At 69.4% G+C, this 24270-nt stretch carries 27 protein-coding genes, 2 pseudogenes and 1 riboswitch; of the genes and pseudogenes, 21 read left to right on the plus strand and 8 right to left on the minus strand.

The features are described 5' to 3' along the window. Positions 1 to 29 precede the first annotated feature (29 nt). Positions 30 to 1007, minus strand: a complete 978-nt coding sequence (locus ACFTE1_RS03570; RefSeq protein WP_380617447.1) for an L-histidine N(alpha)-methyltransferase — start codon at positions 1005 to 1007, stop codon at positions 30 to 32. Positions 1008 to 1332: 325 nt separating this feature from the next. Between ACFTE1_RS03570 and rpsD the strand changes: the two genes are divergently transcribed. The 8 genes and pseudogenes from rpsD (at position 1333) to truA (ending at position 6083) form a co-directional block, all read left to right on the plus strand. After that, positions 1333 to 1944 (plus strand): 30S ribosomal protein S4, encoded by a 612-nt coding sequence (rpsD, locus tag ACFTE1_RS03575; protein ID WP_380617446.1) that lies wholly within the window; start codon positions 1333 to 1335, stop codon positions 1942 to 1944. 326 nt (positions 1945 to 2270) lie between these two features. Continuing rightward, positions 2271 to 2492 (plus strand): translation initiation factor IF-1, encoded by a 222-nt coding sequence (infA, locus tag ACFTE1_RS03580; RefSeq protein ID WP_380617445.1) that lies wholly within the window; start codon positions 2271 to 2273, stop codon positions 2490 to 2492. Between the two features lie 23 nt (positions 2493 to 2515). Next, a complete protein-coding gene (gene rpmJ / locus ACFTE1_RS03585) occupies positions 2516 to 2632 on the plus strand; it encodes a 50S ribosomal protein L36 (protein ID WP_081687242.1) in 117 nt (38 codons plus the stop codon). A 158-nt stretch (positions 2633 to 2790) separates the two neighbouring features. Next, positions 2791 to 3165: a 30S ribosomal protein S13 gene (gene rpsM, locus ACFTE1_RS03590; RefSeq protein WP_380617444.1), complete on the plus strand. Its 375-nt coding sequence runs from the start codon at positions 2791 to 2793 to the stop codon at positions 3163 to 3165. A gap of 19 nt (positions 3166 to 3184) precedes the next feature. Further along, the gene (gene rpsK / locus ACFTE1_RS03595) at positions 3185 to 3577 is read left to right on the plus strand and encodes a 30S ribosomal protein S11 (protein WP_380617443.1); all 393 of its coding nucleotides are present in this window, start codon (positions 3185 to 3187) and stop codon (positions 3575 to 3577) included. A 134-nt stretch (positions 3578 to 3711) separates the two neighbouring features. After that, complete coding sequence (locus tag ACFTE1_RS03600; RefSeq protein ID WP_380617442.1) at positions 3712 to 4779, plus strand: DNA-directed RNA polymerase subunit alpha; 1068 nt, start codon at positions 3712 to 3714, stop codon at positions 4777 to 4779. 32 nt (positions 4780 to 4811) lie between these two features. Next, positions 4812 to 5162 (plus strand): annotated as a pseudogene (gene rplQ / locus ACFTE1_RS03605) (50S ribosomal protein L17); the annotation flags it as partial. Positions 5163 to 5246: 84 nt separating this feature from the next. After that, positions 5247 to 6083 carry a tRNA pseudouridine(38-40) synthase TruA gene (gene truA / locus ACFTE1_RS03610; protein ID WP_380617441.1) on the plus strand — a complete coding sequence of 279 codons (837 nt, stop codon included), beginning with the start codon at positions 5247 to 5249 and terminating at the stop codon, positions 6081 to 6083. 191 nt (positions 6084 to 6274) lie between these two features. On the opposite strand, the gene ACFTE1_RS03615 is transcribed toward truA, so the two are convergent. After that, complete coding sequence (locus ACFTE1_RS03615) at positions 6275 to 6736, minus strand: hypothetical protein (RefSeq protein WP_380617440.1); 462 nt, start codon at positions 6734 to 6736, stop codon at positions 6275 to 6277. A gap of 88 nt (positions 6737 to 6824) precedes the next feature. Further along, positions 6825 to 8081 carry a hypothetical protein gene (locus tag ACFTE1_RS03620; protein WP_380617439.1) on the minus strand — a complete coding sequence of 419 codons (1257 nt, stop codon included), beginning with the start codon at positions 8079 to 8081 and terminating at the stop codon, positions 6825 to 6827. A 182-nt stretch (positions 8082 to 8263) separates the two neighbouring features. Between ACFTE1_RS03620 and ACFTE1_RS03625 the strand changes: the two genes are divergently transcribed. The 10 genes from ACFTE1_RS03625 (at position 8264) to ACFTE1_RS03670 (ending at position 16208) form a co-directional block, all read left to right on the plus strand. Then, positions 8264 to 8509, plus strand: a complete 246-nt coding sequence (locus tag ACFTE1_RS03625; RefSeq protein WP_380617438.1) for a hypothetical protein — start codon at positions 8264 to 8266, stop codon at positions 8507 to 8509. Positions 8510 to 8661: 152 nt separating this feature from the next. Next, complete coding sequence (locus ACFTE1_RS03630; RefSeq protein ID WP_380617437.1) at positions 8662 to 9294, plus strand: class I SAM-dependent methyltransferase; 633 nt, start codon at positions 8662 to 8664, stop codon at positions 9292 to 9294. Between the two features lie 204 nt (positions 9295 to 9498). Continuing rightward, positions 9499 to 9608: riboswitch (TPP riboswitch) on the plus strand. After that, positions 9603 to 10259 carry a thiamine phosphate synthase gene (gene thiE, locus ACFTE1_RS03635; protein WP_380617436.1) on the plus strand — a complete coding sequence of 219 codons (657 nt, stop codon included), beginning with the start codon at positions 9603 to 9605 and terminating at the stop codon, positions 10257 to 10259. It overlaps the preceding riboswitch by 6 nt. A gap of 3 nt (positions 10260 to 10262) precedes the next feature. After that, a complete protein-coding gene (thiO, locus tag ACFTE1_RS03640) occupies positions 10263 to 11306 on the plus strand; it encodes a glycine oxidase ThiO (RefSeq protein ID WP_380617435.1) in 1044 nt (347 codons plus the stop codon). 43 nt (positions 11307 to 11349) lie between these two features. Beyond that, positions 11350 to 11541: a sulfur carrier protein ThiS gene (thiS, locus tag ACFTE1_RS03645; RefSeq protein WP_380617434.1), complete on the plus strand. Its 192-nt coding sequence runs from the start codon at positions 11350 to 11352 to the stop codon at positions 11539 to 11541. A gap of 3 nt (positions 11542 to 11544) precedes the next feature. Beyond that, positions 11545 to 12327 carry a thiazole synthase gene (gene thiG, locus ACFTE1_RS03650; RefSeq protein ID WP_380617433.1) on the plus strand — a complete coding sequence of 261 codons (783 nt, stop codon included), beginning with the start codon at positions 11545 to 11547 and terminating at the stop codon, positions 12325 to 12327. After that, a complete protein-coding gene (gene thiD / locus ACFTE1_RS03655) occupies positions 12324 to 13175 on the plus strand; it encodes a bifunctional hydroxymethylpyrimidine kinase/phosphomethylpyrimidine kinase (protein WP_380617432.1) in 852 nt (283 codons plus the stop codon). The genes thiG and thiD overlap by 4 nt, the downstream gene beginning before the upstream one ends. A gap of 11 nt (positions 13176 to 13186) precedes the next feature. Further along, positions 13187 to 14743 (plus strand): phosphomethylpyrimidine synthase ThiC, encoded by a 1557-nt coding sequence (thiC, locus tag ACFTE1_RS03660; protein WP_380617431.1) that lies wholly within the window; start codon positions 13187 to 13189, stop codon positions 14741 to 14743. A 146-nt stretch (positions 14744 to 14889) separates the two neighbouring features. Beyond that, a complete protein-coding gene (locus tag ACFTE1_RS03665) occupies positions 14890 to 15516 on the plus strand; it encodes a hypothetical protein (RefSeq protein WP_380617430.1) in 627 nt (208 codons plus the stop codon). Positions 15517 to 15533: 17 nt separating this feature from the next. Next, positions 15534 to 16208: a hypothetical protein gene (locus ACFTE1_RS03670; RefSeq protein WP_380617429.1), complete on the plus strand. Its 675-nt coding sequence runs from the start codon at positions 15534 to 15536 to the stop codon at positions 16206 to 16208. A gap of 146 nt (positions 16209 to 16354) precedes the next feature. On the opposite strand, the gene ACFTE1_RS03675 is transcribed toward ACFTE1_RS03670, so the two are convergent. Then, on the minus strand, positions 16355 to 17554 hold the full coding sequence (locus ACFTE1_RS03675) for an MFS transporter (protein ID WP_380617428.1): 1200 nt from the start codon (positions 17552 to 17554) through the stop codon (positions 16355 to 16357). Positions 17555 to 17668: 114 nt separating this feature from the next. Here ACFTE1_RS03675 and ACFTE1_RS03680 point away from each other — a divergent pair. Next, a pseudogene (locus ACFTE1_RS03680) lies at positions 17669 to 18205 on the plus strand (LysR family transcriptional regulator); the annotation flags it as partial. Positions 18206 to 18317: 112 nt separating this feature from the next. Beyond that, on the plus strand, positions 18318 to 18548 hold the full coding sequence (locus tag ACFTE1_RS03685; protein WP_380762957.1) for a hypothetical protein: 231 nt from the start codon (positions 18318 to 18320) through the stop codon (positions 18546 to 18548). A gap of 15 nt (positions 18549 to 18563) precedes the next feature. Here the strand turns inward: ACFTE1_RS03685 and ACFTE1_RS03690 are convergent, their stop codons facing one another. Beyond that, entirely contained in the window at positions 18564 to 19400 is an 837-nt protein-coding gene (locus tag ACFTE1_RS03690) for a helix-turn-helix transcriptional regulator (protein WP_380617426.1), read from the minus strand. 131 nt (positions 19401 to 19531) lie between these two features. Here ACFTE1_RS03690 and ACFTE1_RS03695 point away from each other — a divergent pair, with 131 nt between their 5' ends. After that, positions 19532 to 20284 carry an NAD(P)H-dependent oxidoreductase gene (locus ACFTE1_RS03695; protein ID WP_380617425.1) on the plus strand — a complete coding sequence of 251 codons (753 nt, stop codon included), beginning with the start codon at positions 19532 to 19534 and terminating at the stop codon, positions 20282 to 20284. Positions 20285 to 20688: 404 nt separating this feature from the next. On the opposite strand, the gene ACFTE1_RS03700 is transcribed toward ACFTE1_RS03695, so the two are convergent. The 3 genes from ACFTE1_RS03700 to ACFTE1_RS03710 all read right to left on the minus strand — a co-directional run bounded on the left by ACFTE1_RS03700 (position 20689) and on the right by ACFTE1_RS03710 (position 23890). Next, entirely contained in the window at positions 20689 to 21264 is a 576-nt protein-coding gene (locus ACFTE1_RS03700; protein ID WP_380617424.1) for a DinB family protein, read from the minus strand. A gap of 184 nt (positions 21265 to 21448) precedes the next feature. Next, entirely contained in the window at positions 21449 to 23401 is a 1953-nt protein-coding gene (locus ACFTE1_RS03705; protein WP_380617423.1) for an alkaline phosphatase, read from the minus strand. Positions 23402 to 23602: 201 nt separating this feature from the next. Next, positions 23603 to 23890, minus strand: coding sequence for a hypothetical protein (locus ACFTE1_RS03710; RefSeq protein ID WP_380617422.1), 288 nt, complete (start codon positions 23888 to 23890; stop codon positions 23603 to 23605). Positions 23891 to 24270: the final 380 nt, after the last annotated feature.

Consider the following 24270-nt stretch of genomic DNA (forward strand, 5'->3'; position numbering starts at 1 on the left):
TCCCAAAGGGTAAGCGCCGGAAGGGGCCTCTACACCGCTTTGAACAAGAACAGTCCGTATCCGTCGCCCTCGTCCAGCCAGACCCCTTCCGGGGAGAAGCCGCGGTCGGCGAAGTCCGCCGTCAGCTCGTCGGGGTCGAACTTGACGGAGAACCCCGTCTGGAGGTGCTCGCCCTCCTTGAAGGACACGTCCATCTCCAGTGCCGAGACGTCCACCTCCATGTCGCGCTCGGCGACCAGGCTCATCTCCACCGACTTAGCGATCGAGTTCCACCGCACGTGGTGGGTGAACGAGTCGCGGTCGAAGTCCGCGTCCAGGTGGCGGTTGAGGACCCGCAGGATGTTGAGGTCGAAGCTCGCCGTGATCCCCGCCGCGTCGTCATAGGCCCGCAGGATCGTCTCCGGCTCCTTGACCAGGTCCGCTCCCAGCAGCATCTCCTCTCCGGGACGCAGCTCCCGGCGGAGGGACTCGAGGAGGAGGGAGCGCTCCGAGGCGGTGAAGTTGCCGAAGGTGCCGCCCAGCAGCGCCACGATGCGGTGGTCGCCCGAGGGGATCTGGTCGGTCTGGCGGAGGAAGTCCGCGACGATGCCGCCGACGTCGGCCTCCGGGTAGTCCCTTGCCAGATCCGGCAGCGAACTCTCGAGGGAGGACTGGTCGATGTCGATCGCGCAGTACCCCTCCAAGCGGTCCTCCGCGCGGAGGGCGTCCAGCAGCATGCGGACCCGCCCGACCATTCCCGAGCCCAGGTCGATCAGGTGGGTGCCCCGGCCCGAGGCGACGATCTGCCCCGCGTCGCGGGCGATGAGCCCGGCCTCGGCCCGCGCCAGGTAGTACTCCGGCTGCGACCCCAGCTTCGCGAACAGGGCCTCGCCGCGGGTGTCCCAGTGCCACCGCAGCGGGATGAACTTCGGATGCGACGCCAGCCCGCGCCTGACGTCCGCCTCCAGCTGCATTCTGATGTCCTCGGGATCGACGCAGACCCGGTAGACAGGTTCTCTCTCCTCCACGATTCCACATTAAGGCGAATATCACTCAGCGCGGTGCGCCTTCCCGTTAAACGCGGGACCGGGGCCCCTCCCCGGGTAGACTGCGCGCCCCTGTGAGGGCTGCGACCCTCGCCACCCGTGCGCGGCGGCCCGCCCCCGCACCTGTTACGCTGGGACGGTTCTGTCGGAAGGGCTTTCCGCGGCTGGGGCCCGGCCGATCGCTCTCTAGAACGTCCGGCGCACCCGGACGCCCTGTTCAAGGGCCGTGCGTGCGCTCGGGAAGAACTTTATCGCCACAGACCGTCTCCCACGGCGGTCCCACATTTGTGCTCTCAGGAGGAACACAATGCCGCAACCGAAGCCGAAGGTCAAGCTGTCGCGCTCCCTCGGGATCGCCCTGACCCCGAAGGCCGCCAAGTACATGGAGCGCCGTCCGTACCCCCCGGGGCAGCACGGCCGCGGACGTCGCAAGGACAGCGACTACAAGAACCAGCTCATGGAGAAGCAGCGCCTGCGCGCTCAGTACAACATCTCCGAGAAGCAGCTGCGCAACGCCTACGAGGAGGCCACCCGCCGCCCCGGCAAGACCGGTGAGGTCCTGGTGCAGATCCTCGAGTCCCGCCTGGACGCCTTCGTCCTGCGCGCCGGCTTCGCCCGCACCGTCTACCAGGCCCGCCAGTTCGTCAACCACGGACACTTCACGGTCAACGGACGCAAGGTCGACATCCCGTCCTACCGCCTGAAGCCGGGCGACTTCGTCCAGGTCAAGAAGGGCAGCCGCAGCTCGGCCGCGTTCGAGGCCGCCGCCGCCGGCGAGTGGGCCGCCGAGGGTCAGACCCCGGCCTACATCGAGGCGCACCTGTCCGGCCTGATCGCGCGCTTCCTGTCGGTGCCCGAGCGCTCCCAGGTCCCCGTGGTCTGCGACGAGCAGCTCATCGTCGAGTTCTACTCGAAGTAAGCGACCGCTCGCCAGAGCCGGAAGAGCTTCAGAGGCCCGCCGAGACCCCGGTCCCGGCGGGCCTCTCCGCGTCCGGGTGTAGGCGTAAGCACAATCACCGATGGGCCGATGGAACGCTCAATGGAGCGGGAGTACAATCGGTTAACGGTGCAGCCTGTCCGCAGGCGTCCGCATTCCGCACACGTCCACGCGCTCCGGACGTAGGAACGCCGGTGAAGCACCCGCGTGCCGCATTCCCATTTTTCGCGACGGGTCCATTCCATCCGTCCGGGTACCGGCCCGTGTGTCCATGTACGTATTTCCGAGTAGTCACGGTAGCGGAGGCCATGCCGAAAAAAGACGGTGCAATAGAGGTCGAAGGCCAGGTTCTCGAGTCTCTCCCGAACGCCACGTTCAAGGTTGAGCTCACCAATGGTCACGAAGTACTCGCCCATATCAGCGGCAAGATGCGTCAGAACTACATCCGTATCCTCCCCGAGGACCGGGTCGTGGTCGAACTCTCGCCATACGACCTGTCACGCGGACGGATTGTCTACCGTTATCGCTGACCGGACTACAAGAAGTAGGGCTCGTGAAGGTTAAACCGAGCGTCAAGAAGATCTGCAAGAACTGCCGCGTGATCCGGCGTCACGGACGAGTGATGGTCATCTGCTCGTCTGACCCGCGTCACAAGCAGCGTCAGGGCTAGATCCGCACAGGACGCATAAAAGACGGCGGACATCGATCCGCCAGTAAGAAACCGTTGTGGCCGCACCAGCGGCACCCTCGGCGCGGAGGCCGAGGCTCGCTACTCCGAAGCGGGGACGCAACGGTCAGACCTCCGACACAAAACAAGGAGAATGCCATATGGCACGCCTCGTAGGGGTGGACCTTCCGCGCGACAAGCGCGTGGAGATCGGTCTCACCTACATTTACGGTGTCGGTCGCACGCGCGCTCTGGAGGCCCTCGCGGCCACCGGTATCGACCGGGACAAGCGCGTCAAAGACCTCACCGAAGAAGAAGTCGTCCAGCTTCGCGACTTCATCGAAGGCAACTACACGGTAGAGGGCGACCTCCGCCGTGAGGTGCAGGCCGACATCCGTCGCAAGATCGAGATCGGCTGCTACCAGGGTCTTCGCCACCGCTTCGGGCTCCCCGTGCACGGTCAGCGCACCCGCACCAACGCCCGCTCGCGCAAGGGACCGAAGAAGACCGTGGCCGGTAAGAAGAAGGCCCGTTAGGCATTAAGGAGCGCTGAACATGCCACCGAAGACTCGCGCGAAGAGCACTCGCGTCAAAAAGAAGAACGTGCCGGCCGGCCAGGCCCACATCAAGTCCACGTTCAACAACACCATCGTGTCCATCACGGACCCGACCGGCGCCGTCGTCGCCTGGTCGTCCTCTGGACAGGTCGGTTTCAAGGGCTCGCGTAAGTCCACTCCTTACGCTGCGCAGATGGCCGCCGAGGCCGCTGCCCGCCGCGCCATGGACCACGGAATGCGCAAGGTTGACGTATTCGTCAAGGGTCCCGGCTCGGGCCGCGAAACCGCGATCCGCTCCCTCCAGGCCGTCGGCCTCGAGGTCGGATCGATCAACGACGTGACCCCGCAGCCGCACAACGGCTGCCGTCCCCCGAAGCGCCGCCGCGTCTAAAGGGGCCGGACCGGAAGGTCCGCAGGGTCATATCGACCATTTTCGCCGATGTCCCCGCAGAGGGGCCGTCGGCGGCAGAAGGCATTTTGGAAGGCGTCATATAGTGGGCGCCCTTACCGAAGGATGAAGAAACAGTGCTGATCACCAAGCGACCGACGCTCACCGAGACCGTCGTCAGCCCGACTCGCGCCAAGTTCACCATCGAACCGCTCGAGCCCGGCTTCGGCTACACCCTCGGGAACTCGCTGCGCCGCACCCTGCTGTCGTCCATTCCGGGCGCGGCGGTCACCTCGATCAAGATCGACGGTGTGCTGCACGAGTTCGCCACCATCCCCGGCGTTAAGGAAGACGTCGTCGAGATGGTCCTGAACGTCAAGCAGATCTGCGTCTCGTCCGAGTCGGACGAGCCGGTCACCATGTACCTCCGCAAGGAGGGACCGGGCGACGTCACCGCCGGAGACATCCAGCCTCCGACCGGCGTCCAGGTCCACAACCCGGACCTCAAGCTCGCCACCCTGAACTCCAACGGTCGCATCGACATGGAGTTCGTGGTCGAGCGGGGCCGCGGCTACGTCTCCGCCGTCCAGAACAAGTCGGACGGCAACGAGATCGGCCGGATCCCGGTGGACTCGATCTACTCGCCCGTTCTGAAGGTCGCCTACAACGTCGAGGCCACCCGTGTCGAGCAGCGCACGGACTTCGACAAGCTGGTGCTGGACGTGGAGGTCAAGCCCTCCACCACGCCGCGCACCACGCTGGCGTCGGCCGGCTCCACCCTGGTGGAGCTGTTCGGCCTGTACCGCGAGCTCGACGTCGACGCCGAGGGCATCGACGTGGGCCCGTCGCCGGCCGACCAGCAGCTGGCCGCCGACCTGGCGCTCCCGATCGAGGACCTGGACATGACCGTCCGCTCCTACAACTGCCTCAAGCGCGAGGGAGTCGACACGGTCGGGGACCTGATCAACCGCACTGAGGCCGACCTGCTCGACATCCGCAACTTCGGACAGAAGTCCATCGACGAAGTGAAGATGAAGCTGGCCGGCATGGGCCTGAGCCTGAAGGACTCGCCCGGCACCTTCGACCCTTCGGAGGCCGCCGCCACGTTCGACCCGAACGGCGCCCCGGTCACCGCCTCTGCTTCCGACGACCTCGACGACTTCGAGGACGACGGCGAAGACCTTCGCGAAACCGAGCAGCTCTAGACGCTAGAGCTATAAGACCAAGGGAGTAAACAATGCCCACGCCGACCAAGGGCCGTCGCCTGGGAGGATCCCCGGCGCACGAAAAACTGATGCTCGCCGGCCTCGCAGCGTCGCTGTTCGAGCACGGCAGCATCACCACGACGCTGACCAAGGCGCGTCGCCTGCGTCCGTACGCGGAGAAGCTCGTCACCTACGGGAAGAAGGGCACTCTGCACCACCGCCGCCTGGCCCTGGCCAAGCTGCGGAACAAGGACATCACCCACGACCTGTTCGAGCAGGTCGCGCCGCGGTTCGCCAACCGCGACGGCGGCTACACCCGCATCATCAAGACGGGTTACCGCAAGGGTGACAACGCGCCCATGGCGATCATCGAACTCGTCGACTAACGTCGCGTTCGATTAGGATAGAGAGCCGCACGCCCCTGGGCGTGCGGCTCTTTTCATTGGCCTGGAACGGAGAGTGGCACGGTGGAGGACAGGGTACGGCTCCGGCTCGGGGTCTCCTATGACGGCACGGCGTACTCGGGTTGGGCGGTGCAGCCCTCGCGGCCGACCGTGGCCGGAGAGGTCGTTCGCGCCTTGACCCTGCTGTTCAGGGACATCGAGGACTTCACCGTCGCCGGTCGGACCGACGCGGGCGTGCACGCGACCGGACAGGTCGTGCACGTCGACGTGGAGCGCTCCGCCTGGGAGGACCTTCGCGAGAAGCTCCTGTGGCGGTTGCGGGGGATCCTGCCCCCGGACGTGCGGGTGACCTCCGCCGAGGAGGTCGATCCGGTCTTCAGCGCGCGCTTCGCGGCCGAGTGGCGCCGCTACACCTACCGCGTCTCGGACCACCGGTGGGGCGTGGAGCCGCTGCGGAGGGCCGACACCCTGCCGTGGCCGCGTCCGCTGGACGTGGAGAAGATGAACGACGCCTGCCAGAGGCTGCTGGGGGAGCACGACTTCGTGGGCTTCTGCAAACAGCGCGAGGGCGCCACGACCATCCGGGCGCTCCTGGACTATTCGTGGGAGCGCGATGCGGACGGCACCGCCGTAGCGACGGTGCGGGCCGACGCCTTCTGCCACTCGATGGTCCGGTCCCTCGTGGGCGCGGCCCTGGCGGTCGGCGACGGACGTCGCGGCGAGGAGTGGCTCTCGTCGATCCTGACGCTGGGCCACCGGGCCAACGACGTTCACGTGGTGCCGCCCAACGGCTTGACTCTGGTGGAGGTGCACTACTCGGACGACCCGGCCCGGTGGGCCGAACGGGTGCACCGGATCAAGAGGGTCCGGACGCTCGGAACGGACGGGCCGGGCGCATAAGGTTTCGAACGCGGCGAAGGGGCGGACAGGGAATCCTGTCCGCCCCTTCGCCGTCCGCAGGCAAATGACCGTGCGGGGCCCTGTCTCTGCGGGTCTTTGCCTCAGCGGGCCCTCGCGTCCGCCGCCGTTTTCGCTTGCGGACGGTCTCGGAAGGGGTCGCGGGGCCTCCCCCCCCCGGTTGACCGCGGGGCCTACCTCCCGGCTGACTGAAAGCGCGAGGGCGCGGAGCGCAGGAAGCGGTCGGTCCGCGGCAGGTACATGAGCCCGGTGGCGCCGAGGGCGCAGAGGACGTAGAAGACCCGGTCGGCTAGGAACAGGGGCGCGAGGGGATCGGACTGGTCGAAGCTGGCGTTCACCGCCATGCCCGTGCCGACGGTGAAGAGGTAGGGCAGGACAATCGAGGACACTCCGAAGACGGTCATCAAGGCGGTCAGGCCCGGACGTGCCCACGCCTGGCCCCGGTAGAACTGGTGGACGAAGACGCCGGCCATGGTGTAGACGACTACGCGGAACCCGAAGTCCAACCAGAGCTCGGGAGTGACGCCGTCCCAGACGGCCATGCCGCCGATGGTCAGGAACGTCTCCATGAAGCCCGCTGCGATGGCGGCGCACCACAGGGCCACGGAGAGCTTGACTTGATTGGGAACCTTCATGACTCCCAGGCTATGGCGAGCGAAGCCGCAGGCCAATGCCGTGCACCCCCGAATCGGGGTGGGGTCCTCCCCACCCCGGCCGGTAAGGTCACTCGTTGTGCGCGCCTTCGGATTCATTGACGACCCGGCGGGGGTGCAACTGCTCGACCAGCCAGGTGTCGACGAGGTCGTGGACGATGGCCTCGACGGCCTGCGTCTTCGCGTTGACAGCCTCTCCGTCGGAGCGTCCGACCACGGCGTAGAGCAGGAAGTGGCCGTAGGTGTTGTACCCGGCCATGGTGTCCGAGCGGCCCAGTTCGGCGCTCTCGCCGCCGGCGCGGAAAGCGGCGAAGCCCCCTTCGAGTCCCTCGCTCAGTTCGGCGGTGACGGACTCGGCCTCGGCCTCGGAGGCCAGGTTCATCGCCCCGACCGTGACGGCGTACTCGCCGTCGAAGGACGCCACGGTGGCGCGGACGGTCTGGGCGCAGTCGGTCTCCGCGATGACGTCGGCCAGGTCGCCCATGGCGGCGTCGGAGCAGGTCTTCATCTCGTCGCGGCCCAGGACGCGGTAGGATCGGTCGGTGTCCGACGGGCGGAGCTCGTCGACGCCGAACAGTTCGGCGGCGGTGATCGGCTCGGAGTCGGTGGAGCGCGCGAGGATCGGGTCGACGACCTCTTCGGGCTCCTCCTTGACCGGCTCCTCGGCCTCTTCCTCGGCGGCGGAGTCCCCGGCCTGCGCGGGCGGGGGCTCGGCCGGAGCGGACTCGTTCTCGGAGAGGACGACGTACGAGCCGGCGATGCAGCCGGCGACGGCCACCAGCCCCGAGGCGGCGGCGAGGACCTTCATCCACCACTTGGTCCGGCGGCGCGCCTTCTCGGCGGCGCGGCGGAGAGGGCGCGAGGCGCGGATGTCCTCCAGGTGTTTCTCCATCTCCTCTTCGGGGGAGAGGTCGGCGGCGGAGCGGCGCACGGTCGGCGTGTCGTCGGGGCGGGACGAGGAGGAGTCGGGAACCGCGGGGGCGCGGACGGCCACGGTCTTCTCGGAGGGGGACTTGACGTAGTGGCGCGGGGCCTTCGAGGCTTTCGCCGTCCCGGAGTAGTGGGCGCCCGGCGCGGTGTGGGGGCGCGCCTCGGACGGAGGGACGGAGGCCGCAGCACGGTTCCCGGGCACCCGGACGGACACGGTGGGAGGAGCGTCGGGCAGGGCGTCGTACGCCGCCGCGGAGCGCGCCTCGGGGAGGCGGACGGACTGGTCGGGAGGGGAGGGGTGCGGAGACTGGACGGCGGTGCCGCCGGCTTCGCCGCGGTCGGACCGCGGCGCGGAATCGTCGAGTTCGGGTACGCCGAACGGAGAGACGCGGTTCATCTCGGTGCGGTTCCTCTGTCGGGAGTATGGTCCATGGGAGCGAATAGTACCGATGTTCTTCTGGGGAACCGCTGATCGACACGCGCCGCGCTCCGACCTTCACCCGTCGGGGTGGCCGACTCGCCGCGGGACACGGGTCCGATTGCGCGGTCTACGAGGCGGTAGCCGTTATCCTGCGCCGCATGGAAGAGCGTGAAGCCCGAGGCGGGCGCGGACGGCTGTTCGCGGGACTGGCCTTCGGGGCCCTGGTGGTCGTGAACATAGTCGTGGACTACCTGATGCTCCACACCGCGACGTGGTACCCGGCGGCCGACCTGTGGACGGTGGTCCTGCTGGCCGTGTCGGTGCTCGTGTGGGCGGCGACCGTCGCCGGGGGAGCGGCGCTGGGCTGGGGCCTGGTGGGCCGGGCGATGGGGCGGTCCCGGTGAGCACAGGTGACGAGACGCCGGGCACGGGGCGCCGCACTGCGGCCTCCGGCGGCCCGGCGCCGCGCCGACCGGCCGGGACCGGGGCGGTCCGACCCGAGTGATCTAGGGCCGCGGCGGCCCAGTTCGGAGCCCCGGAGTGGCACAATGGAACCGTGTCAGACTCCCAGAACCAGTCCGGCGGGCAGCCCGCCCCGGACCACTACTTCACCGCCAGCCCCGCCTCCGAGGACAGGGAGCGCTCGATCCGCTTCACCCTCGACGGCAAGGACTACGAGCTGGCGACCTCGTCCGGCGTCTTCTCCGGCAGCCGCCTGGACCTGGGAACGAGCGTGCTGCTCAACAAGGTCGTCCCGCCGAGCGAGCCCGGCGTGTTCCTGGACCTCGGCTGCGGGTACGGCCCCATCTCGACGGTCCTGGCCGGCAGCGGTGACGCCGAGGTGTGGGCGGTGGACGTCAACGAGCGCGCGCTGGACCTGACGAGGCGCAACACCGCGCGCTGCGAGGGGGCGGTCCATGTCGGACGTCCGGAGGACGTGCCGGAGGACCTCGAGTTCGACGAGATCTGGTCCAACCCCCCGATCAAGATCGGCAAGGAGTCGCTCCACGACCTGCTGCGGACCTGGCTGCCCCGCCTCAAACCCGAGGGCGTCGCCTGGCTCGTCGTCTCCAAGCACCTGGGCGGAGACTCCCTGGCCAAGTGGCTCGTCGAGGGCGGCTGGGAGGTCGACAAGCACGCCAGCGCCAAGGGCTACCGCGTCCTCAAGGTCTGCCGCTACGAGGCGTAGCCGCGCTTCCCAGCACGTAGGACGCGATCGCGCGTTCCCCGCGCCGTCCACCTTGAGCACCGGCGCGAATGAGCTGCGCTTTTCCGGCACGGCTCGATGACACTCTGTTGTCCCTGTCACGACTGCCGACGTTCGGTCCTTGTGTTCGAAAAGTCGGTGGCGTAGAGTGAAGCCCGCAGCCGCCTCACAGCGGAGCGAACAAGTTCATGTACTCACGGGAGCCCGATGCATCGGGCTGAGAATGGGCTCGGTAGCCCTGACCGTTCCAACCTGATCCAGGTAATACTGGCGAAGGGAGAGGGGTAGACATGCGGTCTCCAGTACCGTTGCCGCGATTGCACATCATCACCGACACCAGGCCGGACGCCGATCCGGTCGGCGTCGTCGAAGCCGCCCTCGAGGCCGGCGCCCGCCTGGTCCAGGTCCGCGGCGAGGACCGCTACACCGACCGGCTCACTTTCGACCTTTCCCGCACCATAGCCCGGCTGTGCCGCGAGGCCGGCGCCGTCTGCCTGGTCAACGACGCCGTCCACGTGGCCATGGCCGTCGGGGCCGACGGCGTCCACCTGGGCGCGGACGACCTTCCCGCCGACGCGGCCCGCGCCATCCTGCCGGAGACGGCGATCGTGGGAGCGACCTGCCGCGACCCGCACGAGGCGCGAGCGGCCCGGCGCGTGGGAGCCACCTATCTGGGAGTCGGGCCGGTGCGGGCCTCGGGCACCAAGACCGCCCTGAAGCGCATCATCGGCCTGGACGGCATGGGCGCGGTCGCCGGCGCGGTGGACCTGCCCGTCATCGCCATCGGCGGCCTGGACGCCGATCTCGCGGCCGAGTGCGTGGAGAACGGCGCCCACGGGGTCGCCGTCGTCTCGGCCGTCTCGCGGGCGGCCGACGTCAAAGCGGCAGTGGGCGAACTCCTCCACGCCGTCGGGGAACGCGCCGGCACGCCGGCGGGGGCGGTATAGCCGATGCGACTCACCGTAGCCGGGGCCGGAATCATCGGTCTCGCCACAGCTTGGCGCGCCTCGCAGAAGGGCTGGGGCGTCACCGTCCGCGATCCGCGGCCCGGATCGGGCGCCACGCACGCCGCCGCCGGCATGCTCGCCGCGGTCACCGAGGCCGAGTTCGGCGAAGAGGACCTCGTCCCCTTCGCGGTGGAGTCGGTGCGGCTCTGGCGCGGCTTCGCCGAGGAGCTCCAGGCCGAGTCCGGCGTCGGGCTGGACTACAGCCCGGAGGGCACGATCCTCTTGGGCTGGAACGAGTCCGACCGCGCGGCCGTGCGCCGCCAGGTGGGCCTGTACCGGAGACTCGCCCTGCCGGTCGAGGAGGTCGGCGCGCGCGGCCTGAGGAAGCAGGAACCGCTCATCGGCCACCGCTGCCGGGAGGGCTTCGTCATCGGCTCGGACCACTCGGTCGACCCGCGCGCCGTGCTCACGGCGCTGGATACCGCCTGCCGGAAGCGCGGGGTCGTGTTCGAAGAGAGCGCCTACCACCGGGGCGAGGGCACCGGCCCCATCGTCATAGCCGCCGGGAACGGCTCGCGAGAGCTGGGGCTTCCCGTCCGCCCGGTGCGCGGAGTCGTCCTGCGCCTGCGAGCCGGGGAGGGCGCCCTCACCCGCACCATCCGGGCCATTGTGGACGGAGATCCCCTCTATATCGTCCCGCGCCCCGGCGGCGAGGTCGTCGTGGGGGCGACGTCGGACGAGATCGCCGACGAGGAGAGGGCGACGGCCGGAGCCGTGCTCGACCTGCTGCGCAAGGCCGCCGACCTGGTGCCGGAGATCCGCGAGTACCACCTGGGCGAGACCACGGTGGGATTCCGTCCGACGACGCCCGACAACCTCCCGCTCATCGGTCGCGTCGACGACCGGACCTGGGCCGCCACCGGCCATTACCGCCACGGCATAGCCCTGGCGCCGGCCACGGCCCGGGCCGTCGTGGAGATGGTCGGGACCGGTTCCTCCGGCCTGGTTCCCCCCTCTTTCGACCCGCTCCGCGCCACCGCGGTCTGACAGTCCGTTCCCGCCGATGGGCAAGGCACCCAAGGAGTCTGACATGCAAATAGAGCTAAATGGAAATCAATACGAAGACCTGAGGACGGTGCGGCAGGCCGTCCGCGCCGTCACGGAGGCGGACCGCGGCATCGCGGTCGCGGTGAACGGAGAGGTCGTGCCGCGCGGAGAGTGGGCGCGGGCGCTCGACGACGGCGACAAGGTCGAAGTCCTGACCGCTACGCAAGGAGGATGACGCATGACCGGGGAAGTGAACGAGGCCTTCCGCATCGCCGACAAGGAGTTCGGGTCCCGCCTGATCCTGGGCACCGGCGGAGCGGCCAACCTCGCCCAGCTGGAGGCCTCGATCAAGGCCTCCGGAACCGAGATGGTCACCGTCGCCCTCCGGCGCGTCGACCCCTCCGGGCCCGGCGGGCTGCTGGAGCTGCTCGAAAGGCTCGGCGTCGCCGTCCTGCCGAACACGGCCGGCTGCTACACGGCCGAACAGGCCGTCCGCACCGCCCGCCTGGCCCGCGAGGCCTTCGGCACGGACTGGGTCAAGCTGGAGGTCATCGCCGACCCGGACACGCTGCTGCCCGACGCGATCGAGCTGGTCTCCGCCGCGGAGAAGCTCGTCGCCGACGGCTTCACCGTGCTGCCCTACACGAACGACGACCCCGTGACGGCCCGCGCGCTCGAAGAGGTCGGCTGCGCGGCGGTCATGCCGCTCGCCGCCCCCATCGGCACCGGACTGGGCCTGCGCAATCCGCATAATATGAGCCTGATCTGCGAGCGGGCCCGGGTCCCGGTCATCTGTGACGCGGGCATCGGCACGGCCTCGGACGCGGTGCGGGCCATGGAACTCGGCTGTTCGGCGGTGCTGCTGGCCACGGCCGTCACCCGCGCGGAGAACCCCGAGCTCATGGCCCGTTCGATGCGGCTGGCCGTCGAGTCCGGCTTCGCGGCGCGGCACGCGGGACGCATCCCCCGCCGCCACCTCGCCCGGGCCTCCAGCCCGGAAGAGGGGGTGGCCGACCTGTGAACGCCGAAGGAACGTCGACCGCGGGCGCCACACCCGCGACGGTCACGACCATCGCGGGCTCCGACTCCGGCGGCGGGGCGGGGATCCAGGCCGACCTGCACGCCTTCGCCGCCCACGGAGTCCACGGCACCAGCGTCGTCACTGCGCTGACCGCCCAGAACACCCGCGGCGTCACGAAGGCCGAACCGGCCGGGACGGCCATGGTTGCCGCGCAGCTCGACGCCGTCCTCGCGGACTTCGACGTGAGGGCCGTCAAGACCGGCATGCTCGCCGACCTCGACACCCTGGCGCTCGTCGCCGAACAGGCGCGGAAGGGCCGGCTGCCGAACCTCGTGGTCGACCCGGTCATGGTGACCACGAGCGGCGACTCACTCTTCGAGGGCGACCCGAAGCAGTACCTCCACGCCTTCGCGGACTCGCCGACGGTCATCACGCCCAACGTCATCGAGGCGCAGCAGCTGTCGGGCACGGTGATCCGAGACCTGGCCGACGCCAGGCACGCCGCCGAGACCATCGCCCGCAGCGGCCCCCGGGCCGTTCTCGTCAAGGGCGGGCACCTCGGTCCCCGCAGCACCTCGGACCTGCTGTACGTCGACGGCCGCGCCTTCACCTTCGCCGCCGAGCACGTCGACACGGCGAACACCCACGGCACCGGCTGCACCCTCGCCGCCGCCATCGCCGCGAACCTCGCCCTCGGCCTCGACCTCGTCCAGGCCATCGACCACGCCAAACGCTATCTGACCCGGGCCCTCAAGGCCGCCGCCGGACAACGGCTCGGCTCCGGGCCCGGACCCGTACTCCATTCCGTCCCAGTCCACTCCGCACCCGAGTTCGCAACCGACGCATAAGGAGAGAATCCATGCACCCGTCCCGCAAGAAGGTCTACGTCACCGGATCCCGCGACGACATCCGAGTCCCCTTCGCCGAAGTGGAGCTGTCCGGAGGCGAGGAGCCCCTGCGCCTCTACGACACCTCCGGCCCCGGCTCCGACCCCGAGGCCGGCCTGCCCGAGCTGCGCCGCCGCTGGATCGACGAGCGCGGCCGCGACTCCAGGAGCAACACGCAGATCCACTACGCCCGCAAGGGAGTCGTCACCCCCGAGATGGAGTTCATCGCCATCCGCGAGGGACTCGAGGCCGAGTTCGTCCGCAAGGAGGTCGCCGAGGGCCGCGCCATCATCCCGGCCAACGTCAACCACCCCGAGAGCGAGCCGATGATCATCGGCAAGAACTTCCTCACCAAGATCAACGCCAACATCGGCACGTCGGCGGTGTCCGACTCCATCGCCGACGAGGTGGAGAAGCTGACGTGGGCGACCAAGTGGGGCGCCGACAACGTCATGGACCTCTCCACCGGCAAGCACATCCACGAGACCCGCGAGCACATCATCCGCAACTCGCCCGTCCCGATCGGCACCGTGCCCCTCTACCAGGCGCTCGAGAAGGTCGACGGCGACCCGATCAAGCTCACCTGGGAGATCTACCGCGACACCATCATCGAGCAGGCCGAGCAGGGCGTCGACTACATGACCGTCCACGCCGGCGTGCTGCTGCGCTACGTGCCCATGGCGGCGAACCGCGTCACCGGCATCGTCAGCCGCGGCGGTTCGATCATGGCCGCCTGGTGCCTGGCCCACCACGAGGAGAGCTTCCTCTACACGCACTACCGGGAGCTGTGCGAGATCTTCGCGAAGTACGACATCTCCTTCTCCCTGGGCGACGGCCTGCGCCCCGGTTCGATCGCCGACGCCAACGACGAGGCCCAGTTCGCCGAGCTGCGCACCCTCGGCGAGCTCACCAAGATCGCCTGGGAGTACGACGTCCAGGTCATGGTCGAGGGTCCCGGCCACGTGCCGATGCACAAGATCAAGGAGAACGTCGACCTGCAGCAGGAGATCTGCGAGGAGGCGCCCTTCTACACCCTGGGGCCGCTCACGACCGACGTCGCCCCGGCCTACGACCACATCACCTCGGCCATCGGCGCGGCCATGATCGGCTGGTTCGGGACCGCGATGCTCTGCTACGTGACCCCCAAGGAGCACCTCGGCCTGCCCAACCGCGACGACGTCAAGGAGGGCGTGATCGCCTACAAGATCGCCGCCCACGCCGCCGACCTCGCCAAGGGCCACCCGCAGGCGCAGCAGTGGGACGACGCGCTGTCGAAGGCGCGCTTCGAGTTCCGCTGGGAGGACCAGTTCAACCTGTCGCTCGACCCCGAGCGCGCCCGCGAGTACCACGATGAGACGCTGCCCGCCGAGCCGGCGAAGACCGCGCACTTCTGCTCCATGTGCGGGCCGAAGTTCTGCTCCATGAAGATCAGCCACGAGCTGAAGGAGTACGCGGCGCAGGGCATGGCGGAGAAGAGCGAGGAGTTCAAGGAGAAGGGCAACAAGGTGTACCTGCCGGTCATCGGCTGACCTTGACGAAGACCCCTGGAGAAGGGACGGCGGGAGGAGAAGGACCGGACTCCGCCCGCCGGGCGGAAGGGGCGGCACCGAAGGCGCCGTCCCCTTTCGCGTGCGTGCTGCGATAATCGGGGGACGCTCTTCTGAAAGGAATCCTCATGGTGCGATCGAAGAACGCGCCGGGCACACCCGAGGAGATCAGGATCAACGACCTTCCCGCGCCGGGGCAGTGGGCCGTGCTCGCATACGGCCTCGCCGTGGTGATCGCGGGACCGCAGGCCTTCCTGCTGACGGGAGACTTCGCGGTCTGGGCCTATACCGGCGCGGGACTCGTCATCCTCCTGCTGCCCCCGCTGGCCGTGTTCCTCCATATCCTCAAGCCCCGGCCGGCCGTCCGCCTCGACGCACGCGGCGTCAAGCTGGCGCGCACCGCGTTCTACACGTCGGGGAAGCACCGGAACGCCGTCCACGCGAAGTGGGACGACGTCGAGCGCGTCGTCGTCTGGCGCGAACGGGTGAGCCTCTTCGGGATCTCCGGCTGGAGTCCGCGGGTCGGTGTCGTCACCGCGAACACGAAGGACGGCGACGTGCGGGAGGGCCGGAGCGAGGCGGACCTCCGCGAGAACGGCGTCCCCGTGTGGCTCGCCTACAAGATGGGGCGCGACAGCGTCCGCCTCTCGCCGAAGAAGGCCCGCGAGGTCGCCTGGGCCGTGGCGAAGGTGGCTCCGCACATCGACGTGGTGGACGAGCGGATCCCCGGCCGGTTCGCCAAGGTGACGGCCTGAAGACGAAAGGATTCACGATGCCGTGGAGGAAACGGGAGCGCCCCGGGGAGATCGCCGTCGAGGACCTGCCCACGAACGCCCACAAGCTCAGGATCGGACTCGCGATCGCGGTCCTCATCGCCGCGCCCCAGTTGCTCCTGGCCGTAGGCGGCGAAACCATGCGCGTGTACGACGAGGACACCGCCGAGATCCGGGACTCCCCGATCTGGGTGTGGATCGTGCCCCTGTCCCTCATGCTCATGGTGCCCGGGGCGCTGTCGGTCCGGCGGGCGCTGCGACGGGATCCGGCAGTCCGCATGGACGCGACGCGCCTCAGACTTCTTCGCAACGACTGGAACTTGATCGACAGGCGGGCCAAGGTCCGCCCGATCAAGGTGAGCGTGAAGTGGGAGGACGTCGAACGCGTGGTCATCTGGCGGTGCAGGGTGACGGTGCTGGGGCGGTTCTCCGGGTGGAGCCCCCGGATCGGCGTGGTCTCCAACCGCACCAAGAAAGTCTCCACCGAGGGCGAGAACGACAGGGACCTGCGTGAGAACGGCGTCCCGGTCTGGCTGCCCCCGAAGTTCGAGAAGCGGAGCGTCCGCCTGTCGGCGGTGAAGGCCCGCGAGGTGGCCTGGGGAGTCCGCCGGTTCGCTCCCCATGTGGAAGTCGTGGACCGGCGCCGAGCCGGAGGGCCGAAGCCGATCGACTGACCTGTCCCGCACCGGCGACCGCGACTGCACCCGCGACCGCGGACGTGGGGAAGCGGGCGGAGCGACAGGGCCCCGCCCGCGAATCGGAGAGGGCGGATCGCCCTCCCCTGACTCAGCGCCCGGCCCGCGGGCCGGGCGCCGTCTGATCACTCCTTCGCAAGGACGCTCCGAGCCGTCCCCAGCAACAGCGCGACGGTGACGGCGGCGGCCAAGGCTCCCAGCCACATCGGGGCGGCGACCCCGATCCGGTCCACCGCCAGGCCGCCGATGACGGCGCCGGTTCCGATCGCGACCTGGAAGCAGGCCACGAAAAGAGCCGAGACGCCTTCGGGCGCTTCCGGGGCCGACCTCAGCGTCCAGACCTGGAGCCCGACGGGGACCGCGCCGTAGCCCAGGCCCCACACCACCAGCACGGCCGCGGCGGTGAAGGATCCGTCGGCCAGGGTCGGGACTGCTGCCATGGCCGCGGCCAGGAACAGGGCGCTGCCCACGACCACTGCCTTCAGGTGCCGGCCGGCCAGGGCGCCGGCGATGAAGGTGCCGGCGATTCCCGCGACGCCGTAGACCAGCAGCAGGACGGCCACGGTCGACCCCTCGAGTCCGGCCGAGGCGCTCAGGACGGGAGTGACGTAGGTGTAGGCGGCGAAATGGCCGATCACGATGAGCAGCAGGCTCAGCAGTCCGGCGCGGACCGCGCCCCGGCGCAGCAGACCGGTCAGGTCGGAGGTCCGCAGGCCGCCCGTCGAGGGCAGTTTCGGCAGGAGGAAGGCCAGGGCGATCAGGACCAGCAGGGACAGTCCCGCCATGGCGGCGAAGGCGGTCCGCCAGCCGGAGTGGTCGCCGATGAACGTCCCGGCGGGGACGCCGGCCACCGAGGCGATCGATATGCCGCTGATGATGATCGAGCTGGCCCGGGCCACGGACTGTTCGGGGACGAGCCGGACGGCCAGGCTGGCGCCGATGGCCCAGAACCCGCCGATGGCGAGGCCCACCAGGACCCTCGCGGCCAGGAGCAGCGCGTAGGAGTCGACCACGGCCGTCACGACGTTGGCCGCGAGGAGGACGGTCATCATGCCCACCAGCAGGACTCGCCGGTCCACGCGTCCGGCGACGATCATGATCGCCAGGGCCGAGACCACGGCGGCCACCGAGGCGGTGGTCATCATCTGGCCGCTGGCTCCGGTGGAGACGCCGATGTCGGGCCCGATGAGGGTCAGCAGACCCACCGGCAGCATTTCGGTGGTGACGATGGAGAAGGTTCCGCAGGCCACCGCGACCACAGCGATCCAGGCCAGGGCCGGGTGGCGCGGGGTCTCGGGCGGGGCGGAGACGGTAGTGCTTGTCATGGCACCAGTCTCGTCGCGGCGCGGACGGGGAACAACGGCGAAGTCCCAATGGTTCCATCAGTGGGGCTAATCGATCGGAAAGGACCTGGCATGACCGGTGTGGAGCGCGACGAGATGGAGGTGTTCCTCACCCTCAGCAAGGAACTCCATTTCGGACGGACGGCGAAGAGCCTGTACCTGTCCCAGGGGCGGGTCAGCCAGCTCTTGCGGACCCTGGAGGACCGCATCGGCGGCAGGCTCTTCGAGCGCACCAGCCGCCGAGTCTCCCTGACCGACCTGGGAGAGCGCTTCCTCGCCGAGGCGGCGCCCGCCTACGAGCGGTTGAACGCGGCCTTCGAGTCGGCACGGGACCGGGCTCGGGGCCTGGACGGATGCCTCCGCCTCGGGTTCGTGGGCGCCGCCGACGCCGGCCTGCTGCACACCGTGCCGCTCTTCGGGGAGCGCTACCCCGGCTGCGACCTGGAGATGCACGAGCTGACGCTGTCCGACCCCTTCGGCCCGCTGCACCGCGGGGACATAGACCTAGCCTTCGCCTGCCTGCCGCTGAACGACCCCGAGCTCACCGCCGGCCCGGTGCTCGCCAGCGTGCCCGTGGTCCTGGGAGTCTCCTCGGCCCACCCCTTCGCCACCCGTGAGGGGATCTCGGCCGAGGACCTGGCCGAGTGCCGCATGATCGACATCGACGAACCCGCCCCCAGGGAATGGCGGGAGCGCTCGTCCCCGCGTGAGACCCCCCGGCGGGCGGCCGATTCCGCGCGGACCGGTGGCCCGCACCCAGCAGGAGGCGCTCTCGCAGATCGCCACCAACCGAGGGGTGATGGTCTTCTGCAGCAACTTCTCCCTCCAGACCCGGAGGGACGACATCGCCTTCGTCCCGCTCAGCGGCCTGCCGGACTCCCGCTACTCCCTCGTCTGGCACCGCGACCGGGCCAACGCCCTGGTGCGCGCCTTCGTCGACACCGCGCACGAGGCCGTGTCCGCGCAGCCGGCCTGACGCGCAGGGCCCCGGCTAGCCGTCCGCGCCGCCGAGCATCGCCAGGCGGTCGTAGTCGGCCGTGCCCGGGGACGCCGTCAGAGTGACCAGCTCCTGCCCCGGACTCTCCGAGACCGCCAGCAGCTCCTTGTGCAGCGTCAACTCGCCGAGGAGCGGGTGGCGGTACGAGACGGGCATCGACATCAGGTCGCACACCTCCGCCTGCGCCCACAGGGAACTGAACCTCCGGTACTTGATCGACAGCTCGCCGATCAGAGAGGCCAGCCCCTCGTCCTCGGGGAACTCCGCCGCCGCCTGCCTCAAACGCCCGACCACATTGGACGTGCAGGTCTCCCAGTCGGCGAAGAACTCGCACGACGCCTCCTCGAACAGCAGGTGCGGGAAGCTCATCCCCGGCTCCAGGTCCCAGCCGAAGCCGCCGTAGAACTCCCGCGCCGTCCGATTGGACGCCAAGACCTCCTGCCTCTGGTTCTGCACCAGGGCGGGAAACCCCTCCATCCGGTCCAGCAGCGTCTGCAGCTGCGGCCGCACCGACGAACTCGGGCCCTGCCGGCTGCGCCGGAACCGGCTCGCCAGCCGGTGCAGGTGCCCGCGCGTAGCGTCGTCCAGGCGCAGGACCCGGGCTATGGCCTCGAGAACCTGGTCAGACGGCCGCGTAGCGCGCCCCTGCTCCAAACGGGTGTAGTAGTCGACGCTCACCCCGGCCAGCAGAGCGAGCTCCTCCCGGCGCAGACCGGGCACCCTCCGCCGGGCGTCCTCCGCCAGACCCACTTCCGCCGGCGACACCCTCGCGCGCCGGGCCTGTAGGAACTTCCCCAGATCGTTCAGGTCGTCGAGCTTGTCGATGTCCATGCGCCCCTCCTTCGCCCCCAAGTATGTCCGGAGACGAGCCCTGGTGCCTAGGACTGGCAGTCCCAGGTTCGCCGTTCGGTGGAAGAACGCGCCTCTGGCAGGATCCCGCCGCGCACCGCACCATGGGGGACATGAACGTACACATAGTGCTCGCCCACCCCTCGCCGACCTCCCTGTGCGCCTCCCTGTGCGACGAGGCCGTCGCGTTCCTCACCGCCAACGGCCACGAGGTGACCGTCAGCGACCTCTACGCCATGAAATGGAAGGCCGTCGCCGACTACGACGACCTGGGGTCCCACACGGACGGCACCTACATCGACGCCTCCGGCGAGGCCTATCGCGACGGCGGCCTCTCCGAGGACATCCGCACCGAACAGGCCAGGATCGAAGCCGCCGACGCGGTGGTCCTCCTCTTCCCGCTGTGGTGGTTCTCCATGCCCGCCATCATGAAGGGCTGGGTCGACCGCGTCCTGGTCAACGGCCTCGGCTACGGCACCACCCGCGGATGGAAACGCTACGGGGACGGCGCCTACGCGGGCAAGCGCGGCATGGTGATCACCGCCGCCGGGGGCTCGGAGACCGTCCTCTCCGAACGGGGCGTCTCCGGCTCCATCACCGACATCCTCTGGCCGATCAACCACGGCATCCTCTACTACACCGGGATGGACGTCCTGGAGCCCCACGTCGTCACCTCCGCCGTGACCGTGGACTCCGACCGCTACCAGAACCTCGTCGCCGAACTGCGGGAACGCCTGGAAGGACTGGAGACCGACGAGCCGATCGCCTACCGCTCGCAGGCCGGGGGAGACTACGACGAGCGCCGCCGCCTCAAGCCCGGCCGCGAACGCCCCGGCACCTCGGGCTTCGACCTCCACATCGCCTGACGCGGACGGGACCGTGCCCGGAGGCGGCCCCCGAGGGCGCCTCCGGACCGTGGCTGGTCGGCCGCCGCGGGACTACGCCCCGGCCATGAACTCGACCAGCTCGGCGAAGTCGTCCTTCGTCGCCCTCTCCCTCGCCGTACGACCGGTTGGTGGTCACGGCGCTGACGGTGAGGGCCGCGTCGTCGAAGAACGCGTCGGCGTCGGCGTCCTCCACGGTCTCGGGCACGCACCTCGGCGACGGCTCCTCATGGCAGTATGCACGGCCGACACTGTAGGCGTCGCCCGACTCTTCGACGGGATTGTAGATCACCACCGATGTTCGGTCCACTGCGGAGGGCGCGAAAAAGCCCGCGCGAGGCGAAACGGGTATGGGAAAAGCCCCGCGCGGGCCTGGGGAAGGTGGTCTACTTGTGCCGCTCCTCGGCCTGGGCCTCGTACTGGGCCAGGATCGCGAGGTACTTGTCGTGCCAGCCCTCGGCGAGTGACTGCAGCTCGTACATGGTCTTGCCGTCGATCGACTCGCGGATGATGTCGCCGTGCCCGGCGTGCCGGGCGAACTCCTGGACCAGGTGGTTCAGCACCCAGCGGACGTTCCAGGACGAAGGGCCGTCCTCGGGCCAGGGGATCTGCGCCGGAATCTCCACGGCACCGTCCAGGCCCTTCTCCCGCACGGCCTTCTCGAGGTCGGCGGCCACCGACTCCTGCCCGGCCAGCAGCGACTCCACGGTGTCCTCGTCGGTGACCGTGTCGTCGAGCATCTCGACGGAGGCGCCCTCTATGATCGCCGTCCAATTGCGAATGACATTGCCGACGTGCTTCAGCAGCCAGGCGATGGTGATGTCGCTCTTGGTCGGCTTGAGGCGGAGCTCCTCCTCCGAGAGCCCGTGCGCGATGTACCGGAAGGTCTCGCGCTGCTGGCGGACGTACGCCAGCGTGGTCTCCAGTTCGTCTCCGACGGTCGTGACCATGGCGCCCTTCATAAGGAGCCTCCTTGAAACATATTCGCTACACCAGTTCTGTTCGCTGGGACCATCATGGCACAGGGGTACGACATCGCTTGGACGCTTGGGAAAAGGAGAAGGGAGGGGCCGTCCGGCCGGGTGCGGCGGCCGGACGGCCCCTCCCTCGGGGAACCGGTCGGGTCTCTGGAATCCGGGAGGCGGCCTACCCGGCGGCGTCGATGCCCAGGGCGTCGACGGCCTTGTGGAACAGCTCGGTGTTGTCGTTGAAGGCGTTGAACTCCTCCGCGCCCGGGCCGGAGGCGAACACCGGGACGTCGTCCACGGTGTGCACGCAGTTCGTGTGCGGCAGCGGCAGGTTGCCCGTCTGCAGTTCGGCGTCGGGGTCGCGGTCCGGGTTGTCCACGGCGTTCCCGTCCTCGTCCCGCAGCGCCGGCTGGCGGAAGACGTCGTTGTGCTGGAAGTCGTCGGAGTGGTCCGGGTGGTTGGACCAGCCGAAGAACAGCTGCACGTCCGGGTTCGGGTCGTCGGGGAAGCCGTCGCCCGTCGAGTCCGTGTACGTCGGGTACCGCGCGTCGGCGTAGACGCCGTTCGCGTCGCGGCCCGCTCCGGCGGTGGTGTCGTGCGTGCCGACGATGCTCATGGAGTGGTTGTGGTCGGCGGTCGCGACGATCAGCGTGTCGTCGCGCCCCTCGGCCCACTCGCGAGCCAGGCCCACAGTCTGGTCGAACTCGATGGTGTCGTAGACGGCGCGCGGCCCGTCCATCGGGTGCGACATCTTGTCGATGGAGGCGCCCTCCACAATGAGCACGAAGCCCTCGTCGCCCTTCTCCAGCACGGAGACCGCCGCCCGGAACATGTCCTTGAGCGTCGGCTGGTCGGTGTAGTCGCCCAGCACCTCCTTGCTCTTGGAGTGCTCGCGGTCGAGGTAGACGTTCATATTGCCCGGGTGGAAAGTGCCCAGCAGCCTCTCCGGCCCCGCCGAGACGGCCTCGTTCAGCTCCGAGCGGTCGGACACGTAGGCGAAGCCCTCGTCCTCGAACTCCTTGCGGAGGTCGCGATCGTCCTCCCGCTTGGACTCCTCCTCCGACTGCGGCAGCAGGTAGGCGGTGCCGCCGCCGAGGAAGACGTCCGGCATCTGCTCGGGCCTCAGGGCCTGGTCCATGATCTCCGCCTTCTCGGCCCGGCGGCGCGTGTGGGCGAAGACGGCGGCGGGAGTGGCGTCCTGGATCTCGGCGGTCGTGACGATCCCGACCTTCATACCGCGCGTGCGCTTGACCAGCTCGGCCATCGTCTCCACGCGCGGGTGGGCGTTGGGGTCCTCCTCGGAGGACTCGTAGACGCCCAGCGCGTTGACGCTGGACTTGTGCCCGGTCATGTACGCGGACATGGAGTTCGCCGAGTCGGTGGCCAGGGCGTCCATACCCGAGGTGCCCACGAAGCCGCGGTAGTCCATCCGGTCCATGTGCAGAAGATCGTTGTACTTGCCCTCCTGCAGCCCGCGCGAGAGCACGCGCGCGGCGGTGATGGGAGCCTGGCCCATGCCGTCGCCGAGGAAGAAGATCAGGTTCTTGGCGCCGCCGGCGCCGACGCCGCGGACCTCGTGCGACGCGGACGCCTCAGCCTTCGCGCCCCGGTCCTTGACCCGGACGTTGACCGTGTAGTCGCCGGCCTCGGGGTACGACATTCCCTTGTACTCGATGACCAGCTCTCCGGAGGGAGCGGACGTGCGCTCCGGCTCCTCTGCCAGCAGCGCGGACACGGCGCGGGACTCGGGGCCGCTGATGTCCAGCTCGACCTTCGCCTTGTCGGGACGCACGCCCGCGACCTCGATGCGCAGGTCGAAGCGGCCGCCCGCGCGGAAGACGGCGCGGTCGATGGGCAGGATCGTGATCGCGATGTCGCCCTTGTCCTTGCCGGACTTCTTGAAGAAGCGGGCGTCGGCGCGCTCGGTGCGGCCGGTGAAGTCGTGCGGGTCCGGAGCGGAGAGCCGGGAGCGGTCGACCTTCGCCCCGGCGGGGGAGGCGGGGGACGGTGCGGCGGAGGCGGACTCGGAGCCCAGGCCGATGAAGACGGCGCTCGCGGTGGCGACGCCGGCGGAGGTCTTGAACAGTCCGCGTCGGCTGGTGCGGGGAGTAGAGCTGTCTGAAGAGGACATTCAGTCTGCCTTGTCTAGAAGAAAATCCGTGGGTGGTTCGCCTCCAGACTCGGGTCGACAGCTTGCTCTCCCGTGGCGTCATATGAACGGGTTCGCATAATCTCGGTGAACTCGAAGTGAACCGGCGGACGGCGCGGAGGAGGGCGCCCGGACCGGGCGCCCTCCTCCGCACTCGAGGTTCAGGTCCTATGGGGACCCGTGTCATCCGCCCGGCGGCACCTCGGTGGCGTCCGCGCCCGGGGCGGTCGGGTAATCCGGCGTTTCCGGCGGATCGAAGTCCGGAGTCGGCGGGTACTCGGGGTACGGCGGCGGTTCCGGTATGTCGGGCGACGGCCGCTCCGGCCGCTCGGGCACCTCTTCGGCAGGCGCCTCCGCCGCGGGAGGGGCGTCGGTGCCGACGGCCGGAGGTCCGGTCTGGATCAGGGACCAGGCCCCGGCGCCGCCGGCGGCCACGGAGGCGGTGAGGGCGGCGATGACCATGCGCATCATGAGTGGAGTCCTTTCGCGACGGAGCTGCTGTCCCCTCCACGGTATGAGCGGGCCCCGGGGCGCAGCGGTATTCGCCGGAGCGCACGAATGTTCTTCTCCTTTTGTGCTGCGTCCCGAAGGGACGGGGGTGACGTGCGTGTCATTCGGGACGACAGGTCGGAGAGCGGACTCCGGGGTCGAAGTCCCGCTCCGGCGGGGAGGATCCCGGGGACGCTCCGTCGGCGGGGGCGGACCGAGGGAACGCTTCGTCGAAAGAGGGACTCCGGCGCGTTCGTCCCGAAAAGCGGCGAACGGGGCGCCCCGGCCCCTTCCCGAAGATAGTCGTATTTCCGAGGCGGTGTCCCTTTTTCAGAGGCGAAGACGAGGCCGGGATCGGGGGC

The organism is Salininema proteolyticum, assembly GCF_042685645.1.
Taxonomy (GTDB): Bacteria; Actinomycetota; Actinomycetes; order Mycobacteriales; family Micromonosporaceae; genus Salininema; species Salininema proteolyticum.

Excerpts from the sequence above, each read along its gene's own strand:
- rpsD (WP_380617446.1), top strand. The coding sequence starts at position 1,333 with ATGCCGCAACCGAAGCCGAAGGTCAAGCTGTCGCGCTCCCTCGGGATC.
- infA (WP_380617445.1), top strand. The coding sequence starts at position 2,271 with ATGCCGAAAAAAGACGGTGCAATAGAGGTCGAAGGCCAGGTTCTCGAG.
- rpsM (WP_380617444.1), top strand. The coding sequence starts at position 2,791 with ATGGCACGCCTCGTAGGGGTGGACCTTCCGCGCGACAAGCGCGTGGAG.
- rpsK (WP_380617443.1), top strand. The coding sequence starts at position 3,185 with ATGCCACCGAAGACTCGCGCGAAGAGCACTCGCGTCAAAAAGAAGAAC.
- ACFTE1_RS03615 (WP_380617440.1), bottom strand. The coding sequence starts at position 6,736 with ATGAAGGTTCCCAATCAAGTCAAGCTCTCCGTGGCCCTGTGGTGCGCC.
- ACFTE1_RS03620 (WP_380617439.1), bottom strand. The coding sequence starts at position 8,081 with ATGAACCGCGTCTCTCCGTTCGGCGTACCCGAACTCGACGATTCCGCG.
- ACFTE1_RS03625 (WP_380617438.1), top strand. The coding sequence starts at position 8,264 with ATGGAAGAGCGTGAAGCCCGAGGCGGGCGCGGACGGCTGTTCGCGGGA.
- thiE (WP_380617436.1), top strand. The coding sequence starts at position 9,603 with ATGCGGTCTCCAGTACCGTTGCCGCGATTGCACATCATCACCGACACC.
- thiO (WP_380617435.1), top strand. The coding sequence starts at position 10,263 with ATGCGACTCACCGTAGCCGGGGCCGGAATCATCGGTCTCGCCACAGCT.
- thiS (WP_380617434.1), top strand. The coding sequence starts at position 11,350 with ATGCAAATAGAGCTAAATGGAAATCAATACGAAGACCTGAGGACGGTG.
- thiG (WP_380617433.1), top strand. The coding sequence starts at position 11,545 with ATGACCGGGGAAGTGAACGAGGCCTTCCGCATCGCCGACAAGGAGTTC.
- thiC (WP_380617431.1), top strand. The coding sequence starts at position 13,187 with ATGCACCCGTCCCGCAAGAAGGTCTACGTCACCGGATCCCGCGACGAC.
- ACFTE1_RS03665 (WP_380617430.1), top strand. The coding sequence starts at position 14,890 with ATGGTGCGATCGAAGAACGCGCCGGGCACACCCGAGGAGATCAGGATC.
- ACFTE1_RS03670 (WP_380617429.1), top strand. The coding sequence starts at position 15,534 with ATGCCGTGGAGGAAACGGGAGCGCCCCGGGGAGATCGCCGTCGAGGAC.
- ACFTE1_RS03675 (WP_380617428.1), bottom strand. The coding sequence starts at position 17,554 with ATGACAAGCACTACCGTCTCCGCCCCGCCCGAGACCCCGCGCCACCCG.
- ACFTE1_RS03690 (WP_380617426.1), bottom strand. The coding sequence starts at position 19,400 with ATGGACATCGACAAGCTCGACGACCTGAACGATCTGGGGAAGTTCCTA.
- ACFTE1_RS03695 (WP_380617425.1), top strand. The coding sequence starts at position 19,532 with ATGAACGTACACATAGTGCTCGCCCACCCCTCGCCGACCTCCCTGTGC.
- ACFTE1_RS03700 (WP_380617424.1), bottom strand. The coding sequence starts at position 21,264 with ATGAAGGGCGCCATGGTCACGACCGTCGGAGACGAACTGGAGACCACG.
- ACFTE1_RS03705 (WP_380617423.1), bottom strand. The coding sequence starts at position 23,401 with ATGTCCTCTTCAGACAGCTCTACTCCCCGCACCAGCCGACGCGGACTG.
- ACFTE1_RS03710 (WP_380617422.1), bottom strand. The coding sequence starts at position 23,890 with ATGATGCGCATGGTCATCGCCGCCCTCACCGCCTCCGTGGCCGCCGGC.